A 26,979-nucleotide genomic window follows, 5' to 3' on the forward strand; every position below is an offset into this window, starting at 1 on the left:
TGTCAGTGACCGCCGGGCGCGCCCGCCGTGGCCGGCGGGAGCTCGACCTTGACGCCCGGGTCGCCCGCGTCCGCGGTGTAGTCGGACGGGCTGGTCTCGTCGATGCCCTCGGGGGCCTTGGCCGCCCGCATGACGAAGGTGAGGACCACGGTCACGACCACGTTCAGCACGAACGCGGTGAGACCGATGTAGCCGATCTGGCCGATGAACGGGATCGCGTCGGACGAGCCGCCGAAGTGCTTCTGCGTCGGGCTCGCGACGTTGTAGGCGGAGATGGTGCCGTAGAGCATGCCGACCGCCCAGCCGCCGATCAGTGCCCAGCGGTGGAACCAGCGGGTGAACAGACCGCCGACCAGCGCCGGGAACGTCTGCAGGATCCAGATTCCGCCCAGCAGCTGGAAGTTGATCGCCACGGTCTTGTCCATGGTGAGGACGAAGACCAGGGCGCCCACCTTCACCAGCAGCGAGACCAGCTTGGAGACCTTGGTCTCCTGGGCCGGGGTCGCGTCGGGCCGGATGAAGTCCTTGTAGATGTTCCGGGTGAACAGGTTGGCCGCGGCGATCGACATGATGGCCGCGGGGACCAGCGCGCCGATGCCGATGGCGGCGAAGGCGACGCCCGCGAACCAGGCGGGGAACATGTTTTCGAACAGCTGCGGGATGGCCAGCTGGCCGTTCTTGACGTTCACCCCGGCCGCGATCGCCATGAAACCGAGCAGCGCCAGCAGCCCGAGCATCACCGAATACAGCGGCAGGATCGTGGTGTTGCGGCGGATCACCTCACGGCTGCGCGAGGACAGCGTCGCCGTGATGGAGTGCGGGTACATGAAGAGGGCCAGCGCGGAGCCGACCGCCAGCGTGGCATAGCCCCAGTGCGCCATCTCGCCGGGCACCAGCGCGCCGGTGGGCTTGCCCGTAGCCTCGTTGACCTGGGAGAACTTCTCCCCGGCCGCGGCGAAGATATTGTCGAAGCCGCCCAGCTTGATCGGGATGTAGATGATCGCCACCGCGATGACGATGTAGATCAGGGTGTCCTTGACGAACGCGATGAGCGCCGGCGCACGCAGTCCGGAGGAGTACGTGTAGGCCGCCAGCACGCCGAAGGCGATCAGCAGCGGCAGGTCCTTGACGAACCAGTTGGTCGTCTCGCCGCCGCCGACGCCCATCACGTCGAGCACGGCCTGGATGCCGACCAGTTGGAGCGCGATGTACGGCATCGTGGCGAGCAGGCCGGTGAGCGCGACCGCCAGCGACAGGCCCTTGGAGCCGAACCGGCCGCGGACGAAGTCGGAGGTCGTCACGTATCCGTGCTTGTGCGACACCGACCACAGACGCGGCAGGAAGGTGAAGATCAGCGGGTAGACGAGGATCGTGTACGGGACGGCGAAGAAGCCGGCCGCGCCCGCCGCGTAGATGGCCGCCGGCACGGCGACGAAGGTGTATGCGGTGTACAGGTCGCCGCCGAGCAGGAACCAGGTCACCCAGGTGCCGAACGAGCGGCCGCCGAGGCCCCATTCGTCGAGGGTGTTCTCGTTCGCGGCCCTGCGCCAGCGCGCGGCCAGGAAGCCCATGACCGTGACGGCCACGAAGAAGAAGATGAAGACGGCGAGTGCGACGCCGTTCACGCCGTCCTTCACTGCGACGCACCCCCCTTGCGGCCGCGCTGGTCACGCTGCCACAGCTTGTAGGCGATCATCGTCAGGACCGCCGAGATCAGCACCCAGAGCATCTGGTACCAGTAGAAGAACGGCATGCCGATGAAAGTCGGTTCGACCTTCGCGTAGGAGCCGACCCAGAGCATCGCCACGAAAGGCGCGAAGAGGCAGAGGGCGATGATCACGCGTACCGGTGTGACGACCGGTTGTTTCGCTTCGGGCGCTTGTGGCGCTTCGGGCGCATCGGGTGCTGCTGACATGCGACTCCGTCCCCTTACTGCTCACTTGTAATGCGCACGAAATCTAGGCGAGGCGTTCTCGCGGAGTCACCCCCGGTTCGTATATCGGTACGGCAAAGACTTGGCTACGGGGCGCCCAAAACATGACATGGCGCCGCAACAGGTTGCGGCGCCATGTATGTCGAGCCGGGCCCGGCTCAGCCGTTCGGCCGCTTCAGCCTCGCCACGCTGCGAATTCCCGGGGGGCAACCCCCGGACCCCCGGCAATGCTCCGAGCCGGGCCCGGGTCAGCCGTTCGGCCTCTTGAGCCTCGCCACGCTGCGAATTCCCGGGGGGCAACCCCCGGACCCCCGGCAATGTTCCGAGCCGGGCCCGGGTCAGCCGTTCGGCCTCTTGAGCCTCGCCACGAACTTGTAGCGGTCGCCCCGGTAGACCGAGCGGACCCACTCCACGGGCTCGCCGCGGGCGTCCAGCGAGTGGCGCGAGAGCATCAGCATCGGCAGGCCCACGTCCGTGCCGAGCAGTCCCGCCTCGCGAGGGGTGGCGAGCGATGTCTCGATCGTCTCCTCGGCCTCCGCGAGATGGACGTCGTACACCTCGGCCAGTGCCGTGTAGAGCGAGGTGTACTTGACCAGGCTGCGGCGCAGCGCCGGGAAGCGCTTGGCCGACAGGTGCGTGGTCTCGATGGCCATCGGCTCGCCGCTGGCCAGCCGCAGCCGCTCGATGCGCAGCACCCGGCCGCCCGCCGCGATGTCCAGCAGTCCGGCCAGGGTGTCGTCGGCTGTGACGTATCCGATGTCCAGCAGCTGAGACGTGGGCTCCAGGCCCTGTGCGCGCATGTCCTCGGTGTACGAGGTGAGCTGCAGCGCCTGCGAGACCTTGGGCTTGGCGACGAACGTGCCCTTGCCCTGGATGCGTTCGAGCCGGCCCTCCACGACCAGTTCCTGGAGCGCCTGGCGGACCGTGGTGCGGGAGGTGTCGAACTCCGCGGCCAGCGTCCGTTCCGGCGGCACGGGGGTGCCGGGCGGCAGGGTCTCCGTCATGTCCAGCAAGTGGCGCTTGAGCCGGTAGTACTTGGGCACGCGCGCGGTACGCGTCTGCGCTGTGCCCTCCGCCTCGGTGCCGCCGCCCCCGTCCGTGGTCATGGCCCGCCTTCCCGACTGCTGTGCTCCTGCCGTCACCGGCTCCTCCGATTGCTGCGGCTCACATGGTGGCACGGACCGGTCACGGGTCGTCGCCCTCCCTCAGGTGTCGGTCCGATAACGGACACGACAGCCCTTCTTATACACCCTTGACACCCCTAAAGGTCTAGGCCAAGCTCCCGGTACTGGTCTAAACCATTAACGATCAGGTCCCGGCCCCAGGGCAGAATCTCGGCGCGTGTCCGTCAAGTGCAGCGCGACTCCCGGGTGGTGGGGGGGCAACTCTTGCATCCCTTTGAGGAGGGTGGCGTGAAGCGCAAGCTCATAGCAGCAGTTGGTGCGGTGGCCATGATGGCTTCGGTCGCGGCGTGTGGATCGGACGGAGGTGACAACGCCTCCAAGGAGCCCAAGGACCGCAAGGAGACGCTCACCGTCTGGCTGATGGTCGACGCGCAGAGCACCTGGCCCGAGCTGGTCAAGGACGTCAACGCCCAGTTCAACAAGAAGTACCCGGGCGTGAAGGTCGACGTCCAGTACCAGCAGTGGGCGGACAAGGCGAAGAAGCTCGACACGGCGCTGGGCGGCGACAAGTTCCCGGACGTCGTCGAGCTCGGCAACACCGAGACGATGCAGTACATCCTCAACGGGGCGCTCGCGGAGATCGACCCGAAGAAGTACGACAACTCCGACACCTGGATCCAGGGTCTGAAGGACACCTGCACCTTCGAGGGCAAGCAGTTCTGCGTGCCCTACTACGCCGGCGCCCGGGTGGCCATCTACAACACCGACATGTTCAAGCAGGGCGCGGGCACCGAGAAGCTGCCCCAGACCGAGGACGAACTCCTCACCGCCCTGGACAAGGTCACGGCCGAGTACGGCAAGAAGGACAAGCGCTTCTCTTCCCTCTACCTGCCGGGCCGCTACTGGTACGCCGCCATGTCGTACGTCGCCGCCTACGACGGCAAGATCGCCGAGTACGACGAGGGCTCGAAGGAGTGGAAGGCCTCGCTGTCCTCACCCGAGGCCCAGAAGGGCATCGAGCACTTCATCAACCTGGTCAAGAAGTACAACAAGGCCGACCAGACCAAGGACGAGCAGGACCACGCCAATGTGATGGCCAACGAGAAGGCGGCCCTCATCTACGGCAACGGCTGGGAGTCCGGCTCCGTCGTCGACGGCGAGAACAACGGCAACCCGAAGCTCGAGGGCAAGATCGCCACGGCCGGCATGCCCGGCCCGAACGGCAAGGCGCTGCCCTCCTTCATCGGCGGCTCCGACCTCGCCGTGGTCAGCAAGTCCAAGGTGACGGACCTCGCCCAGGAGTGGATCTCCCTCTTCACCAGCGAGAAGTCCATGGAGGTCCTCACCTCCAAGAACATCCTTCCGAACAACACCAAGCAGCTGGAGCCGCTGAAGGCGAAGCCGGAGACCGCGGCGATCGCGGGCGCGGTGCCGGACGCGTGGTTCACCCCGATCGCCCCGGGCTGGACCTCGATCGAGAAGGAGGAGGTCCTGGAGAACATGCTCCTGTCCATCCTCAAGGGTGACTCCGTGGAGAAGGCCACCAAGGCGGCCGACGCCAAGATCAACGAGCTGATCAACCAGGAGTCCTGAGCCACGGGGCCCCGGGGCGGTGTCGCCTCAGGGCCCGCCCGGCTTTCTTGGCGGTGGCGGGGCCCCGGACCACGCGGCCTTGCCCCCGCCCTTTTCGGTGCAGAAGAAGAAACGGAAGGTCAGCCACGTGACTGCCGCCGACACCCAGGCCGCCGGCCCGCCGGTACCCGTACCACGTGCCCCGGAAGGCAAGGGCGCCGCGCCCGGCCTCCACAAGGGGGGGCCCGATTCCCGTCCGAAGAAGCGGAAGAAGGGCGCGCTCCTTCCGTATCTGCTGATCCTTCCGGCGCTGGTCGCGATCGCCGCGGTCTACGCCTTCCCGCTGGCCAAGACCGTGATCATGTCCTTCCAGGACATGGGCCGCAAGGAGCTGTGGACCGGCCAGTCGCCGCCCTGGGTCGGCTTCGAGCAGTTCACCGACATCCTCGGTGATTCCGAGTTCTGGTCGGTCACCGGCCGCACGGTCGTCTTCATGACCGTCTGCGTGACGGTCACCATGGCCGTCGGCCTGCTGCTCGCCCTGCTGATGAGCCGGCTGACCACCTGGGTCCGGCTGGTGCTGACGGCGGCGCTGGTCGCCGCCTGGTCCATGCCGCTGATGGTCGCCGCGTCGATCTTCCGCTGGCTCTCCGACTCCGACTACGGCCTCATCAACACCCTGATCGCCAAGGTCGTCGGCGAGGACTTCCTCGGCCACAACTGGTTCCTCGACCCGAAGCAGGGCTTCGCCATCATCTCCCTGCTGGTCATCTGGGGCGCCATCCCGTTCGTGGTGATCACGCTGTACGCGGCCCTCACCCAGGTCCCCAAGGAACTGGAGGAGGCCGCCTCTCTGGACGGGGCGAACGCACCCGCCGTGTTCCGGTTCGTCACCTGGCCGGTCATCCGCCCGGTCTTCACCATGGTCGCCACCCTCTCGGTGATCTGGGACTTCAACGTCTTCGGTCAGATCTGGCTGCTGCGCGGCAACAAGCCGGAACCCGAGTACGAGACCCTCGGCCTCTACTCCTTCTCCAAGGCCTTCGAGTCCACCTCGTTCAGCCAGGGCACCGCGATCGCCCTGATCACCGTGCTGATGCTGTCCGGTGTGGCCGTGTACTACCTGCGTCAGCTGATGAAGACAGGAGAGGTCGAATGAGCACCTCCACCGCGCCCTCCACGGCCGGCGGCCGGCAGCACCTCGACCGGACGCCGCACCGGGCCCCGCAGCAGGAACTGCGGCCCGACCGCAGGCGCACCCGCTGGCACTACGACATCATCGGGCTGTTCGCCGCGGTGCTGATGGCCTTCCCGGTCTACTGGCTCGTCATCAGCTCCCTGCGCCCCAACCACGAGATCCGGTCCTACGACCAGACGCTGTGGCCCTCGTCGCTCACCTTCGACAACTTCGCCCGCGCGGTGGAGCAGGAGAACTTCGCGACCGCGGTCCAGTCGAGCCTCGTCGTGTCGGTCACCGCCGTCGTCGGCGGCATGATCATCGCGACCCTCGCGGCCCTCGCCATCGGCCGGTTCCGCTTCTTCGGCCGCAAGGCGCTGCTGATGGTGCTGATCCTGGTCCAGATGCTGCCGCCGACCGCGATGCTCATCCCCATCTACGCCCAGCTCAACGCCATCGGCGGACTGGACGAGTACTGGGGCCTCATCGTCGTCTACCTGGTGTCCACCCTGCCCTTCGCGGTCGTCATGATCCGCGGCTTCGTGGTGAACATCCCGGTGGAGCTCGAGGAGTCGGCGATGGTCGACGGCTGCACGCGGATGGGGGCCTTCCGCCGGGTGATCTTCCCGCTGCTCGCCCCGGGACTGGCCGCCGCGTCGATCTTCGCGCTGGTCAACGCGTGGAACGAGTACCTCTTCGCCTACATCCTGATCAACGACAACTCCAAGTACACGCTCAATGTGTGGCTGATGACCTTCACCACCGAGCGGGGTACGGACTACGGCGCGCTGATGGCCGCCTCCACCCTCATCGCCCTGCCCGTCGTGGTCTTCTTCATGATCATCCAGAAGAAGATGGCCGCGGGCCTCACCTCCGGCGCCGTGAAGGGATAACGCCACCTCATGACGACTCTGGTACGCGGAGCGGCAGGCACCCTGACCCGTGACGCGCTCACTGTCCTCCAGCCCGGTTTCGTCGGCACCAGCGCCCCGGACTGGGTGCTGAGGCGGATCGGCGAAGGGCTTTCGTCCGTCGGCCTGTTCGGCCGCAACATCACCTCGCCCGGCCAGCTGGCCGCCCTGACCGAGCGGCTGCGCGCGGAACGGGACGACGTCCTCGTCGCCATCGACGAGGAGGGCGGCGACGTCACCCGGCTCGAGGTGACCCACGGCTCCTCGTTCCCCGGCAACTACGCGCTGGGCCGCGTGGACGACGTGGAGCTCACCCGCGCCGTGGCGAACGAACTGGGGCGCCGGCTCGCCGAGTGCGGGGTGGACCTCAACTGGGCGCCGTCCGCCGACGTCAACTCCAACCCGGACAATCCGGTCATCGGTGTCCGGTCGTTCGGCGCCGACACCGCGCTCGCCGCCCGGCACACCGTCGCCTACGTCGAGGGCCTCCAGGCCGCCGGCGTGGCCGCCTGCACCAAGCACTTTCCCGGACACGGCGACACCAATGTGGACTCTCACCACGCGTTGCCCCGCATCGATGTGGACCTGGACACACTGCACGCCCGTGAGCTGGCACCTTTCCGCGCCGCCATCGCCGCGGGTTCCAAAGCGGTCATGAGTGCGCATATTCTGCTGCCCGCGCTCGATCCCGACCGTCCCGCGACGCTGAGCCCGCAGATCCTCACCGGTCTGCTGCGCGAGGCGCTGGGCTATCAGGGTCTGATCGTCACGGACGGCATGGAGATGCAGGCCATCTCGTCCACGTACGGCATCGAGCGCGGCTCGGTCCTCGCGATCGCCGCCGGAGCCGACGCGATCTGCGTCGGTGGCGGCCTGGCCGACGAGGAGACCGTACTGCGGCTGCGCGACGCGCTGGTCGATGCGGTACGCGGTGGAGACCTGCCCGAGGAGCGGCTGGCCGACGCGGCGGCGCGGGTGCGCGCCCTGGCGGAGTGGACGCGCCGGGCCAGGGGGGCGGCAGCAGAGCCGGGCGCGGCTTCACAGGAGGGGACCGCGCCCGGCTCCGACACGGAGATCGGCCTGGTCGCGGCGCGCCGTGCGGTACGGGTCACCGTCGGTGACCGGCCGTACGAGCCGGTCACGAAGGCCCCGTACGTCGCCGCCTTCTCCGCGGCCGCCAACATCGCCGTCGGCGACGAGACGCCGTGGGGCGTGGCCGCGGAACTGGCCGCGCTGCTGCCCGGCACCGCGACCGGCACGTACACCGACGGCACCGGCACGCCCGGTCCGGTGTCCCAGGTGCTGGGGGCGGCGGGCGACCGCAGGATTGTCGCCGTAGTACGCGACGTCCACCGCCACCCGTGGATGGCCAATGCCCTCGACGCGCTGCTCGCGGCCCGTCCCGACACGGTCGTCGTCGAGATGGGCCTGAACCGGGCGGCGCCCACCGGAGCCCTGCACATCGCGACCCACGGCGCCGCCCGCGTCTGCGGGCGCGCCGCCGCGGAGGTCATCACCGGCGGGGCCGCGGAGGCCGTCGCCGGCGGATGAGCCGGGCGCGCCGCCGCGGAGCGCCGTGCTCCGCTTCGGGGCCCGGGTGCGGGCCGGACGGCGGGAACCGTGATCGCGACGGGCGGGTGTGATGAGGGGCCCGCCCGTCGTTCACGAACCGGTACCCGGGGCGGCTTCATACTTCGCCGATTCATAAGTATGGTGGCGGAACTAAACTCAGCCGAAGCATGGACAGCCCGAATGGTCTAGTCCACAATTGAGTTTGCACAAGCCTCCGCCCTCCCCGCACAGGAGGGTGGAACGAGGTCCCCGGCGCTCTCTGCCCTGACTGCGCCGAGACCTCCACGGCCGACCGGGACCGCACACCCTTCGGCCGCGTAACTCCGGGCTGCGGTGCCGGACGGGTCGAGGGTCCCGTCGCGGCGCCGCGGCCCGCGGGTACCCTCGCTGACGTGCCCTCCATGAACGAGCTCGTCCGCCAGCACACCGCTCTGAGTGAGTCCGACCTCGAGTGGCTCCATCTGCTGGTCTCGGAGTGGCAGCTGCTCTCCGACCTCTCCTTCGCCGACCTCGTGCTGTGGGTTCCCACCCGCGACGGCACGCGGTACGTCTCCGTCGCCCAGATGCGGCCCAACACCGGCCCCACCTCGTACCAGGACGACATGGTCGGCCACCTCGTCCCGCGCGGCCGGCGTCCGCTGCTGGACGCCGCGCTGGACGAGGGCCGGATCGTGCGCGAGGGCGACCCCGAGTGGCGCGAGGAGGTGCCGGTACGGGTCGAGTCCATCCCCGTACGCCGCGAGGGCCGGGTGCTCGGCGTCATCGCCCGCAACACCAATCTGCTCACCGTGCGCACCCCGTCACGGCTGGAGCTCACCTATCTCCAGTCCGCCTCCGACCTCGCGCAGATGATCGCTGCCGGAACGTTTCCCTTCCCGGACGAGCAGGTCGAGATGGACTCCTCCCCGCGCGCCGGGGACGGCCTCATCCGCCTCGACGCGGACGGCATCGTCCAGTACGCCAGCCCCAACGGCCTCTCCGCCTACCACCGGCTCGGCCTCGCCTCCGACCTGGTCGGCCAGCACCTGGGCCGGCTCACCGCCGAACTCGCGCCCTCCCGCGGCCCGGTCGACGAGGCCCTGGCCAAGATCGCCAGCGGCTACGCGCCGCGCGAGACTGAGGTCGAGGGCAACGGCGGGGTCATCCAGCTCCGGGCGATCCCGCTCAAGCCCAAGGGCGTACGGATCGGTTCGCTGGTACTGCTGCGGGACGTGACCGAACTGCGCCGCCGCGAGCGCGAGTTGATCACCAAGGACGCGACCATCCGGGAGATCCACCACCGGGTCAAGAACAACCTCCAGACGGTCGCGGCCCTGTTGCGCCTCCAGTCGCGCCGGATGGACTCCGTCCGCGGCCGTGAAGCCCTCAACGAGGCGGTCCGGCGCGTCGGTTCCATCGCGATCGTGCATGAGACGCTGTCCCAGAATCTGGACGAGCGGGTGGAGTTCGACGACATCGCGGACCGGGTGATCGCGATGGTGGCGGAGATCTCACCGGGCAAGGTCGACTGCCGGCGCACCGGCCGCTTCGGCATCCTCGACGCCGAGATCGCCACGCCCCTGTCCATGGTCCTCACCGAGATCCTGCAGAACGCCCTGGAGCACGGCTTCGCACAGGGGGAGTCGGGCTCGGTGGAGGTCGCGGCGGTCCGCGGCGAGACGCGCGCCCAGGGCTCCCGGCTGCTGATCACCGTCCAGGACGACGGGGCGGGTCTGCCGGAGGGCTTCGACCCGCAGCGGGCCGGCAATCTGGGGCTCCAGATCGTCAGGACCCTGGTCGAGGGGGAGTTGGGCGGCACGTTCGACATGCTCCGGGTCCCGGCGCCGGGGCGCGGCACCCGGGTCGTGCTGGACGTCCCCGTACCCGAGAAGCGCTGACCCGCACGGCGCTCCCGGGCGTTTCGGGCCCTCATGCACAGCGAAGAGCCCCGGACCGTGTGGAACGGTCCGGGGCTCGAAGCTCACGTGCTCGCATGTGCGATGCGCATTGGGGGGTACTGCGCGCTGCGGCTCGAAGGCGGTGAGTGCGTACTCGCTGTACGCGCCGCCGGCGGAGGCCGGTAGCGGGGTGGCGTCAGGCGCTGGCGTTACGCGCCCGGTTGCGAGCGGCACGGCGCTTCATCGCGCGGCGCTCGTCCTCGCTGAGGCCACCCCAGACGCCGGAGTCCTGGCCGGACTCGAGCGCCCACTGCAGGCACTGCTCCATGACGGGGCAGCGACGGCAGACGGCCTTGGCTTCCTCGATCTGCAGCAGCGCAGGACCGGTGTTGCCGATGGGGAAGAACAGCTCGGGGTCTTCCTCGCGGCAAACGGCGTTGTGACGCCAGTCCATGGCTGCTACCTCTCCTTGGTATTACGTTCAGGTTGCTTGTGAATGTGAACGCTTTCACGAATCCCCCCGTGAGGGAAGGGCCGATCGCCAGTTGCCCGGCGTTGGGTCCTGGATTCGTGGAAGGGGTTCCGGCGGTCTGTGGGGCCGATGTTGCGGGCCGTCCCGATCGCCATGTAGAGATTCGCAAACCTCGGCGGCGGATACAACCCCTTCCGGAAAGTTTTTTTTGATTCCTCGGTGTCGACTAGGTCACAGCCGTACTTCTATGGGGTGGACCGCAGTCCATACGTTCGAGATAAAGGACTTTCGGTCCTTCTGGTCACACAATCACACGCAGTGCACGGCGAACGCCTGTGAACGCGACGCTCGTACGCAGCCCCAGGTGGTCGCCGTCCATCTGGAAGGGCAACGGAACCTTTGAATGCAAGGTGAAGTCGGTCTGGTCGTGAAGTGTGAGTGCGTGCTTTCCGTGCGGGCCGCGTTCCGGGCTCGAAGTCAGCAGCTGGGTCCCGTAACGGGCCACCGCGGGAGTCGACATCTTGGTCAGACCGAGTACGTCGAGAGCCGTGTCGAAGGACGCCTTCGGGGACGCGTAGACCGGGCGATTGCCCAGGTAGGTCCAGGGAGAGGTGTTACAGACTATGGACAGCACCAGGCCCGCCACGGGGTCCGCGCCGGGCCGCTCCAGGGTGATCGTTCCGTGGCGGCGGTGCGGGTCGTCGAGGAACTGGCGCAGCACCTGCCGGACGTAGAGCGAGTGCGTCGAACGCTTTCCGCGTTCGCGGTGCTGTTCGACCCGGCCGACGACACCGGCGTCGAAGCCGAGCCCGGCGCAGAAGGTGAACCAGCGCGGCGGGACGCCCTCGTCCTCGGTCCCGGGGACGCCGGCCGCCAGCCCGAGGCCGACCGTCTGCTCGGTCCGGTCGCGCAGTGCGTCCAGGATCGCGCCGGTCGCCTCGACGGCGTCGTTCGGCAGTCCGAGCGCGCGGGCGAACACATTCGTGGAGCCGCCCGGGACGACGGCGAGCCGGGGAAGCCGGTCGGGGTCCGGGCCGTTGTGGAGCAGTCCGTTCACGACCTCGTTGACCGTGCCGTCGCCGCCGAGGGCGACGACGAGGTCGATGTCACTGGACTCCGCGGCGCGGCGGCCGAGGTCGCGGGCGTGGCCGCGGTACTCCGTCGTGACCGCCTCGATCTTCATCTCGCTCGCGAGCGCGTGGATCAGCACGTCGCGCGTGCGGGCACTGGTGGTGGTTGCTGCCGGATTGACCACGAGAAGTGCGCGCATGCGATGCAGCGTACCTACTGGGGGGTACCTGGCCCAGCCCGGGCCTGTGGGCTACGCGCGGCCGCGGATACCGAGGGCTTCCGCCGTCGTCGGGTTCACCAGCAGCACCAGGCCCGTCACCGCGACCGCCGCCAGCACCACGCCCAGGGGGATCAGGGCGCCCGACGCGCGCAGCAGCGTCCACGCCGGGATCAGCGCGATGAGCTGCGTGATGATCGCCGGCCCGCGGCTCCAGCTGCGCTGCCGCAGCAGCCCGCGCGCGGCGGCGAGCGGGATCACGCCCAGCGCCATGAGCGTCAGGCCGCCCATCTCCGCCTGCGAGGCGCTGTCGGACCGCCCGAGCAGCCCCATCACCAGCATGTACACGCCCCCCACCACCAACGCCAGCGCCTCGGCGCCGCACACGGCGGCGGCGGCGGTCAGCCGGGGCGGGCGGGATGTCCGGTCGTCACTGCGCATGCTTGCAGCGTATCTGCCAGGCGCGGCGGCCCCCGGCCCGGTCGGCGGGTGCGGCCCGGCCAGGTCGGCGGGTGCGGCGTCCCCGGGAGCGGACGTGGCTCCGTCCGGTGGGTGGTGCGGGGGTCGGGGCCTCCGGAGGGGGATCCCGGACTGCTTTCCCGTACTTGCCGGTCCCTATCCAACGACGCCTTACGTCCGGTCACCCCCTCCTCCGACCCCGCCCCCCTCACGGCGCGTGGGGCCCGTTCCGCCCTGTGGTCGCCCCACGGGCCGGTGTGGCTTCCTGCCGGGGACATCGACCCGATACCCCCGGTTCGGCACCGGCATGGTGGCCGCCTGCCCGGACGCATCCGCGCAGGGTCTGGGGCGAGCCCCGGTACTCGGCGGCAGTCACGCGCCCTGGCGCGCCTCGTCGGGGTCTGGGGCGGAGCCCCAGTTCCGGGAAGGGGCGGGGTGGGGGACTTCTCCCCTCCCGCACCCACCCACCGGCGGCAGCGAAACCGTCGGCCCCGGGGCAGGGGGACGCGCAGGGGGCGTGTTCGGGACGTAAGGCGTCGTAGGCCTTGGGCGAAGCAAGTACGGGAAAGCAATCCCGGACATGCCCCCGGAGCGGCACCCGGACGCCGAACGCACAGGACCGGGCCCGGCCCGGAGACGTACCGGGCCGGGCCCGGAAGCCGGCTACTCCTCGACCAGGAGGCGTTCGCGGAGTTGCGCCAGCGTCCGCGCCAGCAGCCGCGAGACATGCATCTGCGAGATGCCGACCTCCTGCGCGATCTGCGACTGGGTCATGTTTCCGAAGAACCGCAGCAGCAGGATCCGCTTCTCACGCGGCGGCAGATCCTCCAGCAGCGGCTTGAGGGACTCCCGGTACTCGACGCCCTCCAGCGCCTCGTCCTCCGCGCCCAGCGTGTCCGCCACCGCGGGGGACTCGTCGTCGGTGTCGGGGACGTCCAGGGACAGCGTGGAGTACGCGTTGGCGGACTCCAGGCCCTCCAGGACCTCTTCCTCCGAGATGCCGAGACGCTCGGCGAGCTCGTGCACGGTCGGCGAGCGGCCGTGCTGCTGGGAGAGCTCCGCGGTGGCCGTCGTCAGCGAGAGCCGCAGCTCCTGCAGACGGCGCGGCACCCGCACCGCCCACCCCTTGTCGCGGAAGTGACGTTTGATCTCGCCGACCACGGTCGGTGTCGCGTACGTCGAGAACTCGACGCCGCGGTCCGGGTCGAACCGGTCCACCGACTTGATCAGACCGATCGTCGCGACCTGGGTGAGGTCGTCCAGCGGTTCGCCGCGGTTGCGGAAACGCCGCGCCAGGTGCTCGACCAGCGGCAGATGCATCCGGACCAGCTGGTTACGCAGCTCCGCCCGCTCGGGCGACCCGTCGGGCAGTGTCCGCAGGGCGATGAACATCGCCCGCGCGCCGCTGCGGTCATGGGGGTCCGGGTGCTGCTGGTGCTCGCTCATACGGTCCGCCCGCTCTGCCGAGGCCGTACGGCCCTCAGGTTCGTCCACCACCGGGTGCGGCCGCGCCTGTTGCTCCGGGATGCCGGCAGACGTGCTCAGCGCCCTGGGGCTCCGCTCCTCGTCCTCCCGCATCGAACCGTCCCCGTTTCCGCTGCTCACGCCGGCCCGGGTCCCGCGCCGCGCTGCTTGTACAGGCTGATGGCCACCGTACGGTCCTCGGCGACCGTGGAGTCGACCTTGCCGGCCAGTGCGGAGAGCACCGTCCAGGCGAACGTGTCGCGCTCAGGCGCCCGGCCGTCGGTGGTGGGCGCGGAGACCGTCACCTCCAGTGAGTCGTCGACGAGCCGGAACACACAGCTCAGAACGGATCCGGGGACGGCTTGCTGCAGCAGGATCGCGCACGCCTCGTCCACCGCGATCCGCAGGTCCTCGATCTCGTCGAGGGTGAAGTCCAAGCGCGCTGCGAGGCCGGCGGTGGCCGTTCGCAGCACGGACAGGTAGGCACCCGCAGCGGGCAGCCGGACTTCCACGAAGTCCTGGGTCCCGGGCTCGCCTGCGATATGGGACACCCTCACCTCCAAGGTGGCACAAGCTCTCTCCGGGCCGGGGGCGATGGCCCGCGGCCGTGCGTTACGTGGTCGATCACGCAGCCAGGTCTGGCCTGGCGACGCTATCGCGATCCATGGTGCCGTGTCGCCCGGACCCCATGGTGATGGCTGTCACTCAATGTAAACCGATGAACACACACAGTGGCTAGTGGTCTGCGCCTGCCAATTGCGCGGATGCGGGGGATGGTTGACGTACCCAGGCGTTACACGATCGAACCGTCCACGAAGCACCACCGCCACGGCTGTCCCGGCTCGAAACTGCGCATCACCGGGTGCCCGGTCTCCCGGAAGTGCGCGCTCGCGTGCTGCCACGGCGAGGAGTCGCAGCAGCCGACGTGACCGCACACCAGGCAGAGCCGCAGCTGGACGGGGTGGCTGCCGGTCGCCAGGCACTCCGTACAGGTCTCGGTCAGCGGCGGCGGCTCGGGGCGCGGCAGTTCGGCTACGTGCGGGCACTCGCTCATGATTGCCAGATTACGACGTAGCCGGAGCGAGGTCGGTGGGATGGAAGCATTGCCGCTGGTGGGGCTGATCGCCGTGAGCGCCGCGGTGGCCGGGGCGGCCCGCAGGACGCCGGTGCCGGCGCCGCTGCTGCTGGTGGCGGCGGGGCTGGTCGCCTCGTACGTACCGGGCGTCCCCGACTACCACCTCGACCCGCACATCGTGCTGCCCCTGGTACTGCCGCCGCTGCTGCACATGGCCGCCCTGGACAGCTCGTACCTCGACCTGCGGGCCAACATCCGTCCCGTCGCGCTGCTCTCGGTCGGCTATGTCCTGTTCGCGACGGTCGCGGTCGGCTGCCTCGCGTACCTCCTGGTGCCCGATCTGCCGCTGCCGACCGCCCTGGTGCTCGGCGCGGTGATCGCGCCCCCGGACGCCGTCGCCGCCACGGCCATCGCGCGGCGGCTCGGGCTGCCCGGCCGGATCACCACGATCCTCCAGGGCGAATCCCTGGTGAACGACGCCACCGCGATCACCGCCTACAAGGTGGCGCTGGCGGCCGCCGTCGGCGCCGGCGCGAGCTGGGGCAGCGGTCTCGAGGAGTTCGCGCTCGCCGCGCTCGGCGGTGTGGGCGTCGGCCTGGCGCTGATGCTGCCCATCCACTGGCTGCGCAGACGCCTGAAGGAGCCGCTGCTGCAGAACACGCTGTCGCTGCTCATCCCGTTCATCGCCTACGCCGCCGCGGAGCAGGTCCACGCGTCCGGGGTGCTCGCGGTGGTGGTCGTCGCCCTGTACCTGGGCCATCACTCCTGGCAGGTCGACTTCGCGACCCGGCTCCAGGAGGAGGCGGTCTGGAGGATGGTCGCCTTCGTCCTGGAGTCCGCGGTCTTCGCGCTGATCGGCCTGCAACTGGCGTTCGTGGTGGAGGGACTGGGCGACTACGGGCTCGGCGATGCTCTGCTGTACGGAGCCGGGGTGTTCGCCGCCGTGGTCGTCGTGCGGTTCGTCTGGGTGTATCCGGCGACGTTCCTGCCGCGCATGGTGTCCCGGCGGATCAGGGAGCGCGAGCCGGACACCGGCTGGACCGCTCCGCTGATCGTCGGCTGGGCCGGGATGCGTGGCGTCGTGTCCCTCGCCATCGCCTTCTCCATCCCTTTGTCGACACCGGACGGCGACGCCTTCCCCGCCCGCAACCTGGTCCTGTTCCTCACCTTCACGACGGTCATCGGGACGCTGGTGGTGCAGGGGCTGACACTGCCGTCGCTGATCCGCGCACTCCGGATTCCGGGACGGGACGTCCACGCGGAGACGCTGGCCGAGGCGCAGGCCCAGAGCAAGGCGTCCGCGGCCGCCGAGCAGCGGCTGGACGAGCTGCTCGCCGACGAACGCAACAGGCTGCCGGAGCCGCTGGCGGACCGGCTGCGGGCGGTGCTGGCGCGCCGCAGGAACGCCGTCTGGGAACGCCTCGGCACAGTCAACGCGGAGACGGGGGAGACCGCGGACGACACGTACCGGCGGCTGGCCAGGGAGATGATCTCCACGGAGCGCGACGTCTTCGTCGAGCTGCGCGACCGGCGGGAGATCGACGACGAGATGATGCGGAATCTGCTGCGCCGGCTCGACCTGGAGGAGGCCGCCGCGTACCGGGAGGAGACGGCCTGAGCCGTCACCCGGTGCGGTCGGGGGCCGATCCGTCCTCCTGGCCGGTGACGACCGCCACCACGGCCGTCCCGGGCGCGAAGGCGCCCTCCGTGGCGAGCTCCGCCAGTCCGTAGAGCATCTTGGCGACGTAGACGCGCTCCACGGGCAGCCCGTGACGGGCCCTGAAGTCCGCCGAGAACCTGTCGAGCGCCGGGTTGCTGCGCGCGTATCCGCCGAAGTGGAACCGCTCGTCCAGCGACCAGTCGCCGGCCGGGCCGCCGAAGGCCGCGTCCTGGAGGGTGCGCACCGCCCCGGCCAGGAAGCCGCCCTTCAGGACCGGGAAGCCGACGGCCCGCTGTCCGTCGTCCAGGCCGGCGGCCAGCCCTGCGAGGGTGCCGCCCGTGCCGCAGGCGACGGCCACCACGTCGGCGAGGCCGCGCAGTTCGCGGCCCAGCTCGGCGCAGCCGGCGGCGGCGAGCGCGTTGCTGCCGCCCTCGGGGACCACGTACACGTCGTCCGTCGCCGCCCGCCCGAGGATCCGGGCCAGTGTTCCGGGGTCGTCCTTGCCGCGGTAGGTCGTGCGGTCCACGAACAGCAGTCGCATACCGTCGGCGGCGCACCGGGCCAGGGAGGGGTTCAGGGGGCGCGTGGCGAGCTCGTCGCCCCGTACGACGCCGATGGTGGGGAAGCCGAGGAGCCGGCCGGCGGCGGCCGTCGCGCGCAGATGGTTGGAGTAGGCGCCGCCGAACGTCAGCACCGGCCGGCCGGCGGCGGCCCGCACATTCGGGGCCAGCTTCCGCCACTTGTTGCCCGGCAGGTCCGGGTGGATCAGGTCGTCGCGCTTGAGGAGCAGCCGCACCCCGTGCCGGGAGAAACGATCGTCCTCGACCGGCTGCAGCGGGGACGGCAGCCGGGGCCGCAGCGCGGCGGCGGGCTCGGGCGGTCTGTGCGGCATGGACTCATTCTGTCCGGACACGTGAACGAGTCCCACTGCTGCCCAGGTCCACGGTGATTCAGTCACACTCATTTGTGTAATGGCGTACTTACAGACCGCGATGACAGGCTCTCTTCTGCAGGTCAGCACATGATCGAGAGGGAGTCTCATGACGGTTGGTCCGGTCGGTTCCGTAGGCGAGGACGTGCGTGATCCGTCACCCCAGCAGAGTCTCGGTACCGCCGCGGCACGGAATCTCGCAACCACCACCAAGTCCGTCCCGCAGATGCAGGAGATCAGCTCGCGGTGGCTGCTGCGGATGCTGCCGTGGGTGCAGGTCCAGGGCGGCACCTACCGGGTGAACCGCCGCCTCAGCTATGCGGTCGGCGACGGGCGGGTCACCTTCGTCCAGACCGGGGACCGGGTTCAGGTCATCCCCGCGGAGCTCGGGGAGCTGCCCGCGCTGCGGCACTTCGACGACGAGGCGGCGCTCGCCGAGCTCGCGCAGCGGTGCGAGCAGCGGGAGTTCGAGGCAGGGCAGGTCCTGGCGACCGGCGGGGAGGCGGCCGACAGGATCTTCCTACTCGCCCACGGCAGGGTGGAGAAGGTCAGCGAGGGCCCCTACGGGGACGAGGCGGTGGTCGAAGTCCTCGCCGACGGTGCCTACTTCGGGGACCAGGCGCTGCTGGACGGCGACGCGGTCTGGCCGTACACGGCACGTGCCGCGACCGCGTGTACGGCCCTGGTCCTGACCAGGGCCGACGTGCTCAACCTCGCGGAGCGCGCGGAGTCGCTGCGCACCCATCTGGCGCAGCCGGCCTCGATCCCGCACCAGCGGACGAACACGTACGGCGAGGCGGAGATCGACCTGTCGGCCGGCCATGTCGGCGAAGCCGTCGTGCCGCACACCTACGTGGACTACGACGCGGCACCGCGGGAGTACGAACTGAGCGTCGCCCAGACGGTGCTGAAGGTGCACAGCCGGGTCGCGGACCTCTACAACCAGCCGATGAACCAGACGGAGCAGCAGTTGCGGCTGACCGTCGAGGCGTTGCGCGAGCGGCAGGAGCACGAGCTGGTCAACAACCGCGAGTTCGGCCTGCTCAACAACTGCGACTACGGGCAGCGGCTGCAGCCGCACGACGGGGTGCCCAGCCCCGACGACATGGACGAACTGCTCTCGCGGCGCCGCGGTTCGAAGCTGTTCCTCGCCCACCCGCGCGCCATCGCCGCCTTCGGCCGCGAGTGCAACAGGCGTGGACTGGTCCCCGACAGCGTGGACGTCGGGGGCACCAAGGTGCCCGCCTGGCGCGGTGTGCCGATCTTCCCGTGCAACAAGATCCCGGTCTCCGACGCCCGGACGACCTCGATCATCTGCATGCGTACGGGCGAGGAGGAGCAGGGCGTCATCGGGCTCCAGCAGAGCGGCATCCCGGACGAGATCGAGCCGAGCCTGTCGGTGCGCTTCATGGGCATCGACGAGCAGGCGATCATCTCGTACCTGGTCACGGCCTACTACTCGGCGGCCGTGCTCGTCCCGGACGCGCTCGGTGTCCTGGAGAACGTGGAGGTGAGCCGCTGGCAGTGACGTGCCCCTCCACGACGTGACTTCCGGGGGCGCGGCCCCGCCGCCGCGTTCCCGCCCGCGAGGAGCGGAGCCGCCATCGCGAAAGGACCGCCCAGTTGACCATGCCGGACACCGTCGAGGGCCGCGACGCCGTCGACCTCCTCGAGCGCGGCCGCAGTGCCGTCGACCCCCGACTCCGCTCCGCCGTCGCGTCGCTGCCCGCGTCCCTGCGGCGGGTCGCGAGCTACCACTTCGGCTGGGAGTCGGCCGACGGCACCCCGGTCACCGGGTCCGCCGGCAAGGCCGTCAGACCGGCGCTGGTGCTCGCCGCCTGCCGGGCGCTCGGCGGTGACCCGCGACAGGCGGTGGGGGCGGCCGCCGCCGTGGAACTCGTGCACAACTTCAGCCTGCTGCACGACGACGTGATCGACGAGGACCCCAGCCGCAGGCACCGGCCCACCGCATGGAGCGTCTTCGGCGTCCCCGACGCCATCGTCGCCGGGGACGCGATGTCGGCGCTCGCGCTCGGACTGCTCGCCGGCGACGGACACCCGGCCGCCGCGGCGGCCTCGGTGCGGCTGAGCGCATGCGTCATCGAACTGTGCGCGGGGCAGCAGGCCGACTGCGCCTTCGAGGAGCGGCTGCCGCACGAGGTCATGCTGGAGGAGTGCCTCGCGATGGCGACGGCCAAGACCGGGGCCCTGCTGGGCTGCGCCTGCGCGCTCGGCGCGCTGTACGCGGGCGGGGGCGACGAGGAGGCCGCGGCGATGGACGCCTTCGGCCGGGAGGCCGGCCTGGCCTTCCAGCTCATCGACGATCTCATCGGGATCTGGGGGGACCAGGAGCGGACGGGCAAACCGGCCGGCGCGGATCTCGCCGCGCACAAGAAGTCCCTCCCGGTCGTCGCGGCCCTGACCTCGGGCACCGCGGCCGGCGCCGAGCTGGCCGAGCTGTACCGCGGCCCGATGAACGCGTCGGCGGTCCGCCGCGCCGCCGAAGCCGTGGAGCGGGCGGGCGGCCGGGACTGGGCCCAGATGCAGGCCGGGGACCGGATGTCCCGGGCGGTCGGTGAGCTGTCCCGGGCGGTTCCCGACCTGGCGGCGGCGGGGGACCTGCTGTCGCTGGCCGAGTTCGTCACCCGCCGGGACCGCTGAGGAGCCGCCGGTCCTCCGCAGTTCTCCGTAGCCCTCCGCAGGCCTAGGCGGGTCCTGCGCGGGTCCTGCGCGGTCCTCCGCGCGAAACCACTTGCGGAGACGACTGCAGTCGAAGCACTATGACTGAAGTGGTCAGCGCCCGGGCTCGCCGGATCGTCGGCCGCCTCATCGGTATCCCGACGGACAGAGGACAGAGTGCGAAAGCTCAGCTACTTCATGGCGGCCTCCATCGACGGCTTCATCGGGGCGCCGGACGGTGAGGCGGATTTCTTCACCCAGCTCGCGACCGGCGATTTCCTGGAGTACCTCAGGAGCGAGTGCCCCGACACCCTGCCCACCGCGGCCCGCCGCGCCCTGGGCGTCGACGACGTGCCCAACACCCGGTACGACACGGTCATCCAGGGCCGTGCCGGCTACGACCTGGCGCTGAAGACCGGCATAGCCAGCCCGTACGCGCACCTGCGTGAGTACGTGGCGTCGGCCTCCCTCCAGGAGTCCCCCGACCCGAACGTGCGCATCGTCTCCGGCGATGTGGTGGACGCGGTCCGGGAGCTCAAGAAGGAGGAGGGCCTGGACATCTACCTCTGCGGGGGCGCCAATCTCGCGGGTCAGCTCATCGGTGAGGTCGACGAGCTCGTCATCAAGACCTATCCGGTCGTGCTCGGGTCCGGCATGCCCATGTTCGCGGCGCCGTTCCAGATCACCGACTTCTCGCTGGACTCGGTGCGGGCCTTCGGCAACGGCGTGATCGTCAGGCAGTACGGCCGGAAGGACTGACGGGCGGGCCGCGCCGCCGGAGCGGAGCGTACAGGCATATTCTGGACTTATGGGCAGCAAGAAAGCACCTGAGCCGTCTGGTACCAGTCACGACCCCGAGCACTCGTACAAGTGCCCCGAATGCGGTCAGCCGGTGGACACGGTGGCGAAGCGGCACAAGACGCTGGGAGCGTATGTCCCGGTGTGGAAGCCGGGCCCCTGCCGCAACCCCGACTGCCCGCGCTATGTGCCGCCAGAGGCCGGCGACGCGTCCTCCGGTAACCCGGGAAACCCGGCCGGCCGGGAGTCCGGATCCTCCTGAAGGCGTGTCCGGCCGGTGGGCGGGGAGCCTCCGGGAGCGTGACGAGCGCCTGAGGGGGCACCTGGGGCGCGGCCCGCGCGGCCGTACCGCTACAGTCCGCGCATGTCATCGGAGTCTACGGAAGCCTGGGCGGGCTGGTACCGCGACCGGCAGGGCGCGGAATCGGTCACCATATCGGCGAGCGGCGGCCAACTGCGCACAACCATCAGAGGTGTTGATTACGAAGGGGCGACCTTCGCCGCACTCACGGCGGTGGGCGCGTCCCACGTGCTGGCCTCGTGTGTCCTGGAATGGGACATGCCGCTGCCCGTCCACACCGCGGACGGCACGGTCCAGCAGGCCACGCTCAGCTGTCTACTGACACTGGGTGAGCCCACCGCGGGCGACCCGCCCCTCGACCGGGCGGACCTCAACCTCACGCTGCACTACGGCGGTGCGGCGTACGAGGGGGGCGTCGGGGACGGCGACTTCAACGACGCGCTCAGCCGCATCGGCCGCCAACTGCCGCCCGGCGCCCGCATGGGGCAGCGCGAGCCGGCGGGGACCTGACCGGGGCCGGTACCCCGTAGGCCCAGCCGGGACCGGCCCGGCCCGAGCCCCTGGAACCGCGAGCCGGGGAGACACCTGGACGCGACGGAGCGCCCCGCCGTGCACTGCGGGGCGCCCCCCGGACCGCGGCCCGGACGGTGTCAGGAGACCTTGGCGATCGCGGCCGCGAGCCCGTTGGCCCACAGCTGGTTCACCCGGGACCGCTCCTGCGAGTTCGGATAGGCGTTCTGGCAGGACGTGCCGGGGCCGCCGCCCGACATCAGCTCGCTGCAAGGACCCGAGCAGTGGTCCGGCAGACCGAGCACGTGCCCGGTCTCATGGGCTGTGACGCGGGTGGAGTTGTACTGCTGGTTCTGCCGGTAGTCCAGGAAGATGTAGCCGCGGCCGTGCCCGTCGGTGCTGGCGTACGAGCCGCGTGAGTCGTTGCCCTCGTAGCAGGCGAAGTCGGCGCCCGAGCCCTCGACCAGCAACCGGCATAGCGAGAAGCCACCCCCTTCAGGGGGTGGAGGAGTCACGTGGACGTGTCCGCCAACGCGCTGCTGAGGATGGTCGCCGCCGGCCAGCTCGACGTCGCCTTCGTGCACGAGGTGGAAGGATGCCCACTGCTGGTGCCCGACGGGCTGGTGTTACGGGTACTGGTCGAGCGGGAGCCGCAGTTCGTCTGCATGGCGCGCGACACCCGGCCGCCGCGGCGGCCGTCGTGGATGTCACCGAGCTGGCGCACGACCGCTGGATGGTCGATCCGACCGTGGACGGCGAGTGGGACGGGCTGCGCCGGGTGCTGTGCGCCGCGGGCATCGATCCGCCCGTCCTGCGCGGCGACTACCACACCGCCGCCTCACTGATCGCCGTCGGCGAGGCGGTCGCCCTCTGCCGGCCGACGTCCCTGCCGCGCGACGACACGGCCGTCCGCCCGATGCGCGGCGACCCGCTCGCCGTACGGCTGCTGCTGTACTCCAGACCGGGGCCGTCCGCCGAGCTGTACGAGGCGGTGTACGCGGACCTGACCGCCGCGTACCGCGAGGCGGCGCTGCGGGCGGCCGCGTACCGGCAGTGGCTGCTGCGGCACAAGGGCCCGCTCCTCACGGCGACGGCACCCGCTCCGATCCCGGCGGCGTGACCCGGAAAGCGGCCTTCTGTCTGACCGGGCAGGTCCCCGACCGGACGTAGAGCGTGACCTGAGCACCCTTCAGCAGCGTTCGCGAGCACACCCGGAAGTGGCTGCGCAGCGCCTCTCGTTTGACCGCCTCCTGCTCGACGGCGTCCTCCGGCTGGTCCGGGGGATCGCTCAGCACCACGATCCGGTCCATGGCCGCCATGCGGCGGCGGATCTCCGCCGCCGGCAGCTCCTCGCCCTGGAGTGAAGCCGAGGCCCTGGGCCCGGACTTGAGCGCGAGATCCACCAGGCCGGCGTACTCGGCGGGGTAGGACAGCCGCCACTCGCGCCGGCGTGAGGGGGTGAAGACGACACCGTCACCCGGCGCGGAGACCCGCTCCACCTCCTCGGCGACGGCCGTCACGTCGTCCTTCCGGCTGTCCGGTGTGCGCATCTGCAGTGTCACCGGGGTCAGTGCGACCAGCACCGCGACCGCCACCGCGCCGACCGCAGCGGCGCGCGGAAGCCGGCGGCGCAGCGGCGCGAGAGCCGCCGCCCGCGTGCAGAGCCGGCTGAGCGCGGCGCCGGCGAGCAGGGAGACGCCGACCTGGGTGAAGAGGACGTACCGGTCGACGTACAGGGGCTCGTGGACGGCGGCCAGCAGGAGCAGGCCCGTCGGAAGGACCGCCAGGGGCAACGCCAGCCGGTGCACGGTCCCGGGACCGAGGCCGGAGCCCGGGGGCTCGGCGCGTGCGCCGGAGGCGGCGTACTTGGCGCACAGGACGGCGAGGAGGGCCACGCCCGTGATCTCCAGCCACTCCCGGGGCTTGGGCCCGCCGATCCAGGACACCTGGCCGGACTGGCCCGCGCTCCACACGACGAGCGGCGCCACACCGATCACCACGGCCCCGGCCGCCACCGCCCACCAGCGCCTGATCCGCGGGCCGGTACGGGCCGACGCCACGGTCACCCCGTGCGCCAGCAGCGCGAGCACGGCGAACTCGTGCAGCCAGGCCGCCCCGAGAAGGGCGAGCGGGTACACGATGCGGCCGGGCCGCCCGGACGATCCGGTCAGCGCGCGGGCGAGGAGATACGTGGCGAGCGCGACCAGGGCGCAGACCAGCGCGTAGGAGCGCCCCTCCTGCGCGTACATCTGCACCTCCGGGGTGAGCGCGAACACCAGCCCGCTGATCACCCCCGCCCGGCGTCCGGCGATCCGGGACGCCGTCAGCCCGACCAGCCCGGCGGCCGCCGCCACGGCCAGGACGGACGGCAGCCGGAGCGCGACGAGCCCGCCCTCCCAGACCGAGTAGAGAGCGTGCATGACGAAGTAGTAGAGCCCGTGCACCGCGTCGGCGTTGCCCAGCAGCGCCCAGATCTCGGCCGGGCCGCGGTGGGCGACCTGGTAGGTGACGGACTCGTCGCGCCACATCGTGCCCTGCCGGGTGATGCCCCACAGCCCGAGCGCCAGGGCGAGCGCGGCCGGGACGAGGAAGGCCGCCGCCCCGCTCCGCCTTTCCGGCCCGGACTGTGGCGCCGCCACCGCCGACCGGCCCTCGGCCAGGACCTGTTCCTGAAGCTCGATGGCTCCTCCTCCACCGCCCCGGCACCGGAGTGCGCACGTCCCGTTGTTGCCCATACGACCGCACCCGGCCCGCAGGGACTCCGGTGAGGAGTCCCGCGGGCCGGGTGCGGGAAGCCGACGTGGTGTCAGGCCTTCTTGGTCTCCCAGAAGATCTTGTCGATCTGGGCGATGTAGTCCAGAGCCTTCTGGCCGGTCGCCGGGTCGGTCGACCCCTTGGCGGCCGAGAGCGCCTTCAGCGTGTCGTTGATGAGCTGGTGCAGCTCGGGGTACTTCTCGAAGTGCGGGGGCTTGAAGTAGTCGCTCCACAGCACCGAGACGTGGTGCTTGGCGAGCTCCGCGCGCTGCTCCTTGATGACCGTGGCGCGAGCGCGGAAGTGCGGGTCCTCGTTGGCCTGGTACTTCTCCTGGACGGCCTTGACCGACTCCGCCTCGATGCGGGCCTGGGCCGGGTCGTACACACCGCAGGGCAGGTCGCAGTGGGCGCTGACCTTCACCTTGGGGGCAAACAGGCGGGAGAGCATTGAGCTGTCCTTCCTCGTGATCGTCTTCTCAGGTGGGACATTACTCCGTAGGGGACCGGTTTTGGCGGGTGCCCCCATGGGCTTAGGTCAAAAGTCCGGGGTCCGTGTCGGGCGGGTGGCCGAACATACAGTGGGGAGCCGGAGGTGGCTGATGACTGAGCAGTGGCAGGAGCCGAGGGCACGTTTCGGGTTCGCCGAGGTGACGGGGCCCTCGATGGTGCCGACGCTGGTGCACGGGGACCAGCTGCTGGTCGACTACCGCGCCGCGTTCCGCGCGGGCGACGTCGCGGTGCTCCGCCACCCGCTCCAGCAGGATCTCCTCATCGTCAAGCGGCTGGCCGAGCGGCGCGACGGGGGCTGGTGGGTGCTCGGCGACAACCCCGGCGCGGACGGCGACAGCCGGGTGTTCGGTGTGGTGCCGCCCGAGCTGCTGCTCGGGCGGGTGCGCAGCCGGTTCCGGCCGCTCGGCCCGGATCAGCGGTCGGTGCTCGGCGTCGTCGTCTGGCTGGCGTCGGCCGTGCGGCCCGTGCTCGCCGACCGCTCGGTCTCCAGGCGTTTGCGCGCACGGTAGGCGGCCACGTTGGCGCGGGTCGCGCAGCGGTCGGAGCAGTAGCGGCGCGAGCGGTTGGTGGACGTGTCGAGGTAGGCGTTGCGGCAGGGGGTCGCCTCGCACAGGCCGAGGCGGTCGACGCCGTACTCGGTGAGGTGGAAGGCGAGTCCCATCGCGGCGATCGCGGCGTACCCCGCCGTCGCGTTCGAGGGGTGGTCGGCGAGATGCATGTGCCACTTGGGCCGGCCGTCGTCGTCGCGGTAGTCGTGCCCGGAGATCTGCGGGCTGACGGGGAACTCCAGCAGGAGCGAGTTGAGCAGGTCGACGGCCCGGGTCTCCTCGCCGGCGTCCGCCGCGGCGAAGACCGCGCGCAGCCGGCCGCGTACCGACCGGAAGCGGGTGACGTCGGAGTCGCCTACGCGGCGTGCGGCCTGGGTCGACTCGCCGAAGAGCTCGCGGACGGACTCGACCGAGGTGAGGGAGTCCTTGTTGCGAGCCGGCTCCTCGGTGTTGACCAGGCGCACGGCGTAGTCCGAGTAATAGGCCAGTTCCACTTGTAGTCCTTACCGCAGACATTCTAGGCTGGTAACGGCTGCTTTTGCTTCGAGGGTATTACGGACGGGAGGGTTCCGGTGAGTACGACCGAGACGGGAACGGGTGCTGGGGCGGGTGCCGCGGCCGGCGCCGACTGGAGGGCCTGGCAGCAGAGCTGGGACCGCCAGCAGGAGTGGTACATGCCCGACCGCGAGGAGCGGTTCCGGGTGATGCTCGACATGCTCGAGGCCACGGTCGGCCCCCAGCCGAGGGTGCTGGACCTCGCGTGCGGTACGGGAAGTATCACGGACCGGCTGCTGCGGCGGTTCCCGAAGGCCACGAGCACCGGGGTGGACCTCGACCCCGCGCTGCTGACCATCGCCCGGGGCTACTTCGCGGGGGACGAGCGCGTCACCTTCGTCACCGCGGATCTCAAGGACCCGGCCTGGACGGCGGCCCTGCCGCACGCCGAGTACGACGCGGTGCTCACCGCCACCGCCCTGCACTGGCTGCACAGCGAACCGCTCGCCGTCCTCTACGGCCAGATTGCCGCGCTGGTGCGCGACGGCGGCGTCTTCATGAACGCCGACCACATGAAGGACGAGTCCACCCCGCGCATCAACGCCGCCGAGCGCGCGCGCCGGCACGACGGCATGGAGCGGGCGAAGACGGCCGGCGCCCTCGACTGGGCCGCGTGGTGGGCGCTCGCCGCCGAGGACCCGGCCCTCGCGGAGCCCACCGCGGAACGGTTCCGCATCTACGGCGAGCACGCCGACGGCGACACCCCCTCCGCCCGGTGGCACGCCGAGACGCTGCGCGCGGCGGGCTTCGACGAGGCGCGCCCGGTGTGGGCGTCGCCGAGCGACGCGCTGGTGCTGGCCCTGAAGTAG

At 70.6% G+C, this 26,979-nt stretch carries 26 protein-coding genes and 2 pseudogenes; 14 read left to right on the forward strand and 14 right to left on the reverse strand.

Going from position 1 to position 26,979, the window contains the following annotated elements; translation table 11 throughout:
- Nucleotides 1-2 precede the first annotated feature (2 nt).
- The 3 genes from mctP to ACWD01_RS02830 all read right to left on the reverse strand — a co-directional run bounded on the left by mctP (nt 3) and on the right by ACWD01_RS02830 (nt 3,039).
- Complete coding sequence (mctP, locus tag ACWD01_RS02820; RefSeq protein WP_451157410.1) at nt 3-1,637, reverse strand: monocarboxylate uptake permease MctP; 1,635 nt, start codon at nt 1,635-1,637, stop codon at nt 3-5.
- On the reverse strand, nt 1,634-1,915 hold the full coding sequence (locus ACWD01_RS02825) for a DUF3311 domain-containing protein (protein ID WP_451157412.1): 282 nt from the start codon (nt 1,913-1,915) through the stop codon (nt 1,634-1,636). Before ACWD01_RS02825 ends, mctP begins: the two co-directional genes overlap by 4 nt.
- A 356-nt stretch (nt 1,916-2,271) precedes the next feature.
- Nucleotides 2,272-3,039: a GntR family transcriptional regulator gene (locus tag ACWD01_RS02830; RefSeq protein ID WP_356892245.1), complete on the reverse strand. Its 768-nt coding sequence runs from the start codon at nt 3,037-3,039 to the stop codon at nt 2,272-2,274.
- Between the two features lie 306 nt (nt 3,040-3,345).
- Between ACWD01_RS02830 and ACWD01_RS02835 the strand changes: the two genes are divergently transcribed.
- The 5 genes from ACWD01_RS02835 (at nt 3,346) to ACWD01_RS02855 (ending at nt 10,166) form a co-directional block, all read left to right on the forward strand.
- Nucleotides 3,346-4,650: a sugar ABC transporter substrate-binding protein gene (locus ACWD01_RS02835; protein WP_451157414.1), complete on the forward strand. Its 1,305-nt coding sequence runs from the start codon at nt 3,346-3,348 to the stop codon at nt 4,648-4,650.
- Nucleotides 4,651-4,777: 127 nt separating this feature from the next.
- Nucleotides 4,778-5,788, forward strand: a complete 1,011-nt coding sequence (locus tag ACWD01_RS02840) for an ABC transporter permease subunit (RefSeq protein WP_451157416.1) — start codon at nt 4,778-4,780, stop codon at nt 5,786-5,788.
- A complete protein-coding gene (locus tag ACWD01_RS02845) occupies nt 5,785-6,699 on the forward strand; it encodes a carbohydrate ABC transporter permease (protein ID WP_451157418.1) in 915 nt (304 codons plus the stop codon). The genes ACWD01_RS02840 and ACWD01_RS02845 overlap by 4 nt, the downstream gene beginning before the upstream one ends.
- 9 nt (nt 6,700-6,708) lie before the next feature.
- Nucleotides 6,709-8,268 carry a glycoside hydrolase family 3 protein gene (locus tag ACWD01_RS02850; RefSeq protein ID WP_451157420.1) on the forward strand — a complete coding sequence of 520 codons (1,560 nt, stop codon included), beginning with the start codon at nt 6,709-6,711 and terminating at the stop codon, nt 8,266-8,268.
- Nucleotides 8,269-8,690: 422 nt separating this feature from the next.
- Nucleotides 8,691-10,166, forward strand: coding sequence for a PAS domain-containing sensor histidine kinase (locus tag ACWD01_RS02855; protein WP_451157861.1), 1,476 nt, complete (start codon nt 8,691-8,693; stop codon nt 10,164-10,166).
- A 196-nt stretch (nt 10,167-10,362) separates the two neighbouring features.
- Here the strand turns inward: ACWD01_RS02855 and ACWD01_RS02860 are convergent, their stop codons facing one another.
- The 6 genes from ACWD01_RS02860 to ACWD01_RS02885 all read right to left on the reverse strand — a co-directional run bounded on the left by ACWD01_RS02860 (nt 10,363) and on the right by ACWD01_RS02885 (nt 14,903).
- Nucleotides 10,363-10,620, reverse strand: a complete 258-nt coding sequence (locus tag ACWD01_RS02860) for a WhiB family transcriptional regulator (RefSeq protein ID WP_003953983.1) — start codon at nt 10,618-10,620, stop codon at nt 10,363-10,365.
- Between the two features lie 319 nt (nt 10,621-10,939).
- Entirely contained in the window at nt 10,940-11,908 is a 969-nt protein-coding gene (locus ACWD01_RS02865; protein WP_451157422.1) for a diacylglycerol/lipid kinase family protein, read from the reverse strand.
- Between the two features lie 51 nt (nt 11,909-11,959).
- Nucleotides 11,960-12,367 (reverse strand): hypothetical protein, encoded by a 408-nt coding sequence (locus ACWD01_RS02870; protein WP_451157424.1) that lies wholly within the window; start codon nt 12,365-12,367, stop codon nt 11,960-11,962.
- A gap of 681 nt (nt 12,368-13,048) precedes the next feature.
- Nucleotides 13,049-13,990: an RNA polymerase sigma factor SigF gene (locus ACWD01_RS02875; protein WP_388451598.1), complete on the reverse strand. Its 942-nt coding sequence runs from the start codon at nt 13,988-13,990 to the stop codon at nt 13,049-13,051.
- The gene (locus ACWD01_RS02880) at nt 13,987-14,400 is read right to left on the reverse strand and encodes an ATP-binding protein (RefSeq protein WP_356892230.1); all 414 of its coding nucleotides are present in this window, start codon (nt 14,398-14,400) and stop codon (nt 13,987-13,989) included. Before ACWD01_RS02880 ends, ACWD01_RS02875 begins: the two co-directional genes overlap by 4 nt.
- Before the next feature lie 242 nt (nt 14,401-14,642).
- Nucleotides 14,643-14,903: a UBP-type zinc finger domain-containing protein gene (locus ACWD01_RS02885; RefSeq protein ID WP_451157427.1), complete on the reverse strand. Its 261-nt coding sequence runs from the start codon at nt 14,901-14,903 to the stop codon at nt 14,643-14,645.
- 40 nt (nt 14,904-14,943) lie between these two features.
- On the opposite strand from ACWD01_RS02885, the gene ACWD01_RS02890 reads away from it, so the two are divergent.
- Nucleotides 14,944-16,542 carry a Na+/H+ antiporter gene (locus ACWD01_RS02890; protein WP_451157429.1) on the forward strand — a complete coding sequence of 533 codons (1,599 nt, stop codon included), beginning with the start codon at nt 14,944-14,946 and terminating at the stop codon, nt 16,540-16,542.
- Between the two features lie 4 nt (nt 16,543-16,546).
- Here the strand turns inward: ACWD01_RS02890 and ACWD01_RS02895 are convergent, their stop codons facing one another.
- Nucleotides 16,547-17,476: a 1-aminocyclopropane-1-carboxylate deaminase/D-cysteine desulfhydrase gene (locus ACWD01_RS02895; protein WP_451157431.1), complete on the reverse strand. Its 930-nt coding sequence runs from the start codon at nt 17,474-17,476 to the stop codon at nt 16,547-16,549.
- A gap of 148 nt (nt 17,477-17,624) precedes the next feature.
- On the opposite strand from ACWD01_RS02895, the gene ACWD01_RS02900 reads away from it, so the two are divergent.
- The 5 genes from ACWD01_RS02900 to ACWD01_RS02920 all read left to right on the forward strand — a co-directional run bounded on the left by ACWD01_RS02900 (nt 17,625) and on the right by ACWD01_RS02920 (nt 21,803).
- Entirely contained in the window at nt 17,625-19,043 is a 1,419-nt protein-coding gene (locus tag ACWD01_RS02900) for a family 2B encapsulin nanocompartment shell protein (RefSeq protein WP_451157433.1), read from the forward strand.
- Between the two features lie 101 nt (nt 19,044-19,144).
- Nucleotides 19,145-20,176: a family 2 encapsulin nanocompartment cargo protein polyprenyl transferase gene (locus ACWD01_RS02905; protein WP_451157863.1), complete on the forward strand. Its 1,032-nt coding sequence runs from the start codon at nt 19,145-19,147 to the stop codon at nt 20,174-20,176.
- A 195-nt stretch (nt 20,177-20,371) separates the two neighbouring features.
- The gene (locus ACWD01_RS02910) at nt 20,372-20,953 is read left to right on the forward strand and encodes a dihydrofolate reductase family protein (protein WP_451157435.1); all 582 of its coding nucleotides are present in this window, start codon (nt 20,372-20,374) and stop codon (nt 20,951-20,953) included.
- Nucleotides 20,954-21,002: 49 nt separating this feature from the next.
- Nucleotides 21,003-21,254, forward strand: a complete 252-nt coding sequence (locus ACWD01_RS02915) for a hypothetical protein (RefSeq protein ID WP_451157437.1) — start codon at nt 21,003-21,005, stop codon at nt 21,252-21,254.
- 102 nt (nt 21,255-21,356) lie between these two features.
- Nucleotides 21,357-21,803, forward strand: coding sequence for a DUF6304 family protein (locus ACWD01_RS02920; RefSeq protein ID WP_451157439.1), 447 nt, complete (start codon nt 21,357-21,359; stop codon nt 21,801-21,803).
- A 140-nt stretch (nt 21,804-21,943) separates the two neighbouring features.
- Here the strand turns inward: ACWD01_RS02920 and ACWD01_RS02925 are convergent.
- Nucleotides 21,944-22,276: pseudogene (locus ACWD01_RS02925) on the reverse strand (snapalysin family zinc-dependent metalloprotease); the annotation flags it as partial.
- 39 nt (nt 22,277-22,315) lie between these two features.
- Between ACWD01_RS02925 and ACWD01_RS02930 the strand changes: the two are divergent.
- Nucleotides 22,316-22,923: pseudogene (locus tag ACWD01_RS02930) on the forward strand (LysR substrate-binding domain-containing protein); the annotation flags it as partial.
- Here the strand turns inward: ACWD01_RS02930 and ACWD01_RS02935 are convergent.
- Together ACWD01_RS02935 and sodN are read right to left on the reverse strand one after the other, a co-directional pair.
- Nucleotides 22,886-24,538 carry a glycosyltransferase family 39 protein gene (locus ACWD01_RS02935; RefSeq protein WP_451157441.1) on the reverse strand — a complete coding sequence of 551 codons (1,653 nt, stop codon included), beginning with the start codon at nt 24,536-24,538 and terminating at the stop codon, nt 22,886-22,888. The pseudogene ACWD01_RS02930 and the gene ACWD01_RS02935 sit on opposite strands and share 38 nt — an antisense overlap.
- 71 nt (nt 24,539-24,609) lie before the next feature.
- The gene (gene sodN, locus ACWD01_RS02940) at nt 24,610-25,005 is read right to left on the reverse strand and encodes a superoxide dismutase, Ni (RefSeq protein WP_100109020.1); all 396 of its coding nucleotides are present in this window, start codon (nt 25,003-25,005) and stop codon (nt 24,610-24,612) included.
- 76 nt (nt 25,006-25,081) lie between these two features.
- On the opposite strand from sodN, the gene sodX reads away from it, so the two are divergent.
- On the forward strand, nt 25,082-25,576 hold the full coding sequence (sodX, locus tag ACWD01_RS02945; protein WP_451157444.1) for a nickel-type superoxide dismutase maturation protease: 495 nt from the start codon (nt 25,082-25,084) through the stop codon (nt 25,574-25,576).
- On the opposite strand, the gene ACWD01_RS02950 is transcribed toward sodX, so the two are convergent.
- The gene (locus tag ACWD01_RS02950) at nt 25,480-26,109 is read right to left on the reverse strand and encodes a CGNR zinc finger domain-containing protein (RefSeq protein WP_451157446.1); all 630 of its coding nucleotides are present in this window, start codon (nt 26,107-26,109) and stop codon (nt 25,480-25,482) included. The two genes, sodX and ACWD01_RS02950, sit on opposite strands and share 97 nt — an antisense overlap.
- Before the next feature lie 180 nt (nt 26,110-26,289).
- Here ACWD01_RS02950 and ACWD01_RS02955 point away from each other — a divergent pair, with 180 nt between their 5' ends.
- Nucleotides 26,290-26,979, forward strand: a complete 690-nt coding sequence (locus ACWD01_RS02955) for a class I SAM-dependent methyltransferase (protein ID WP_451157865.1) — start codon at nt 26,290-26,292, stop codon at nt 26,977-26,979.

This window comes from Streptomyces sp. NPDC002835 (assembly GCF_053591995.1).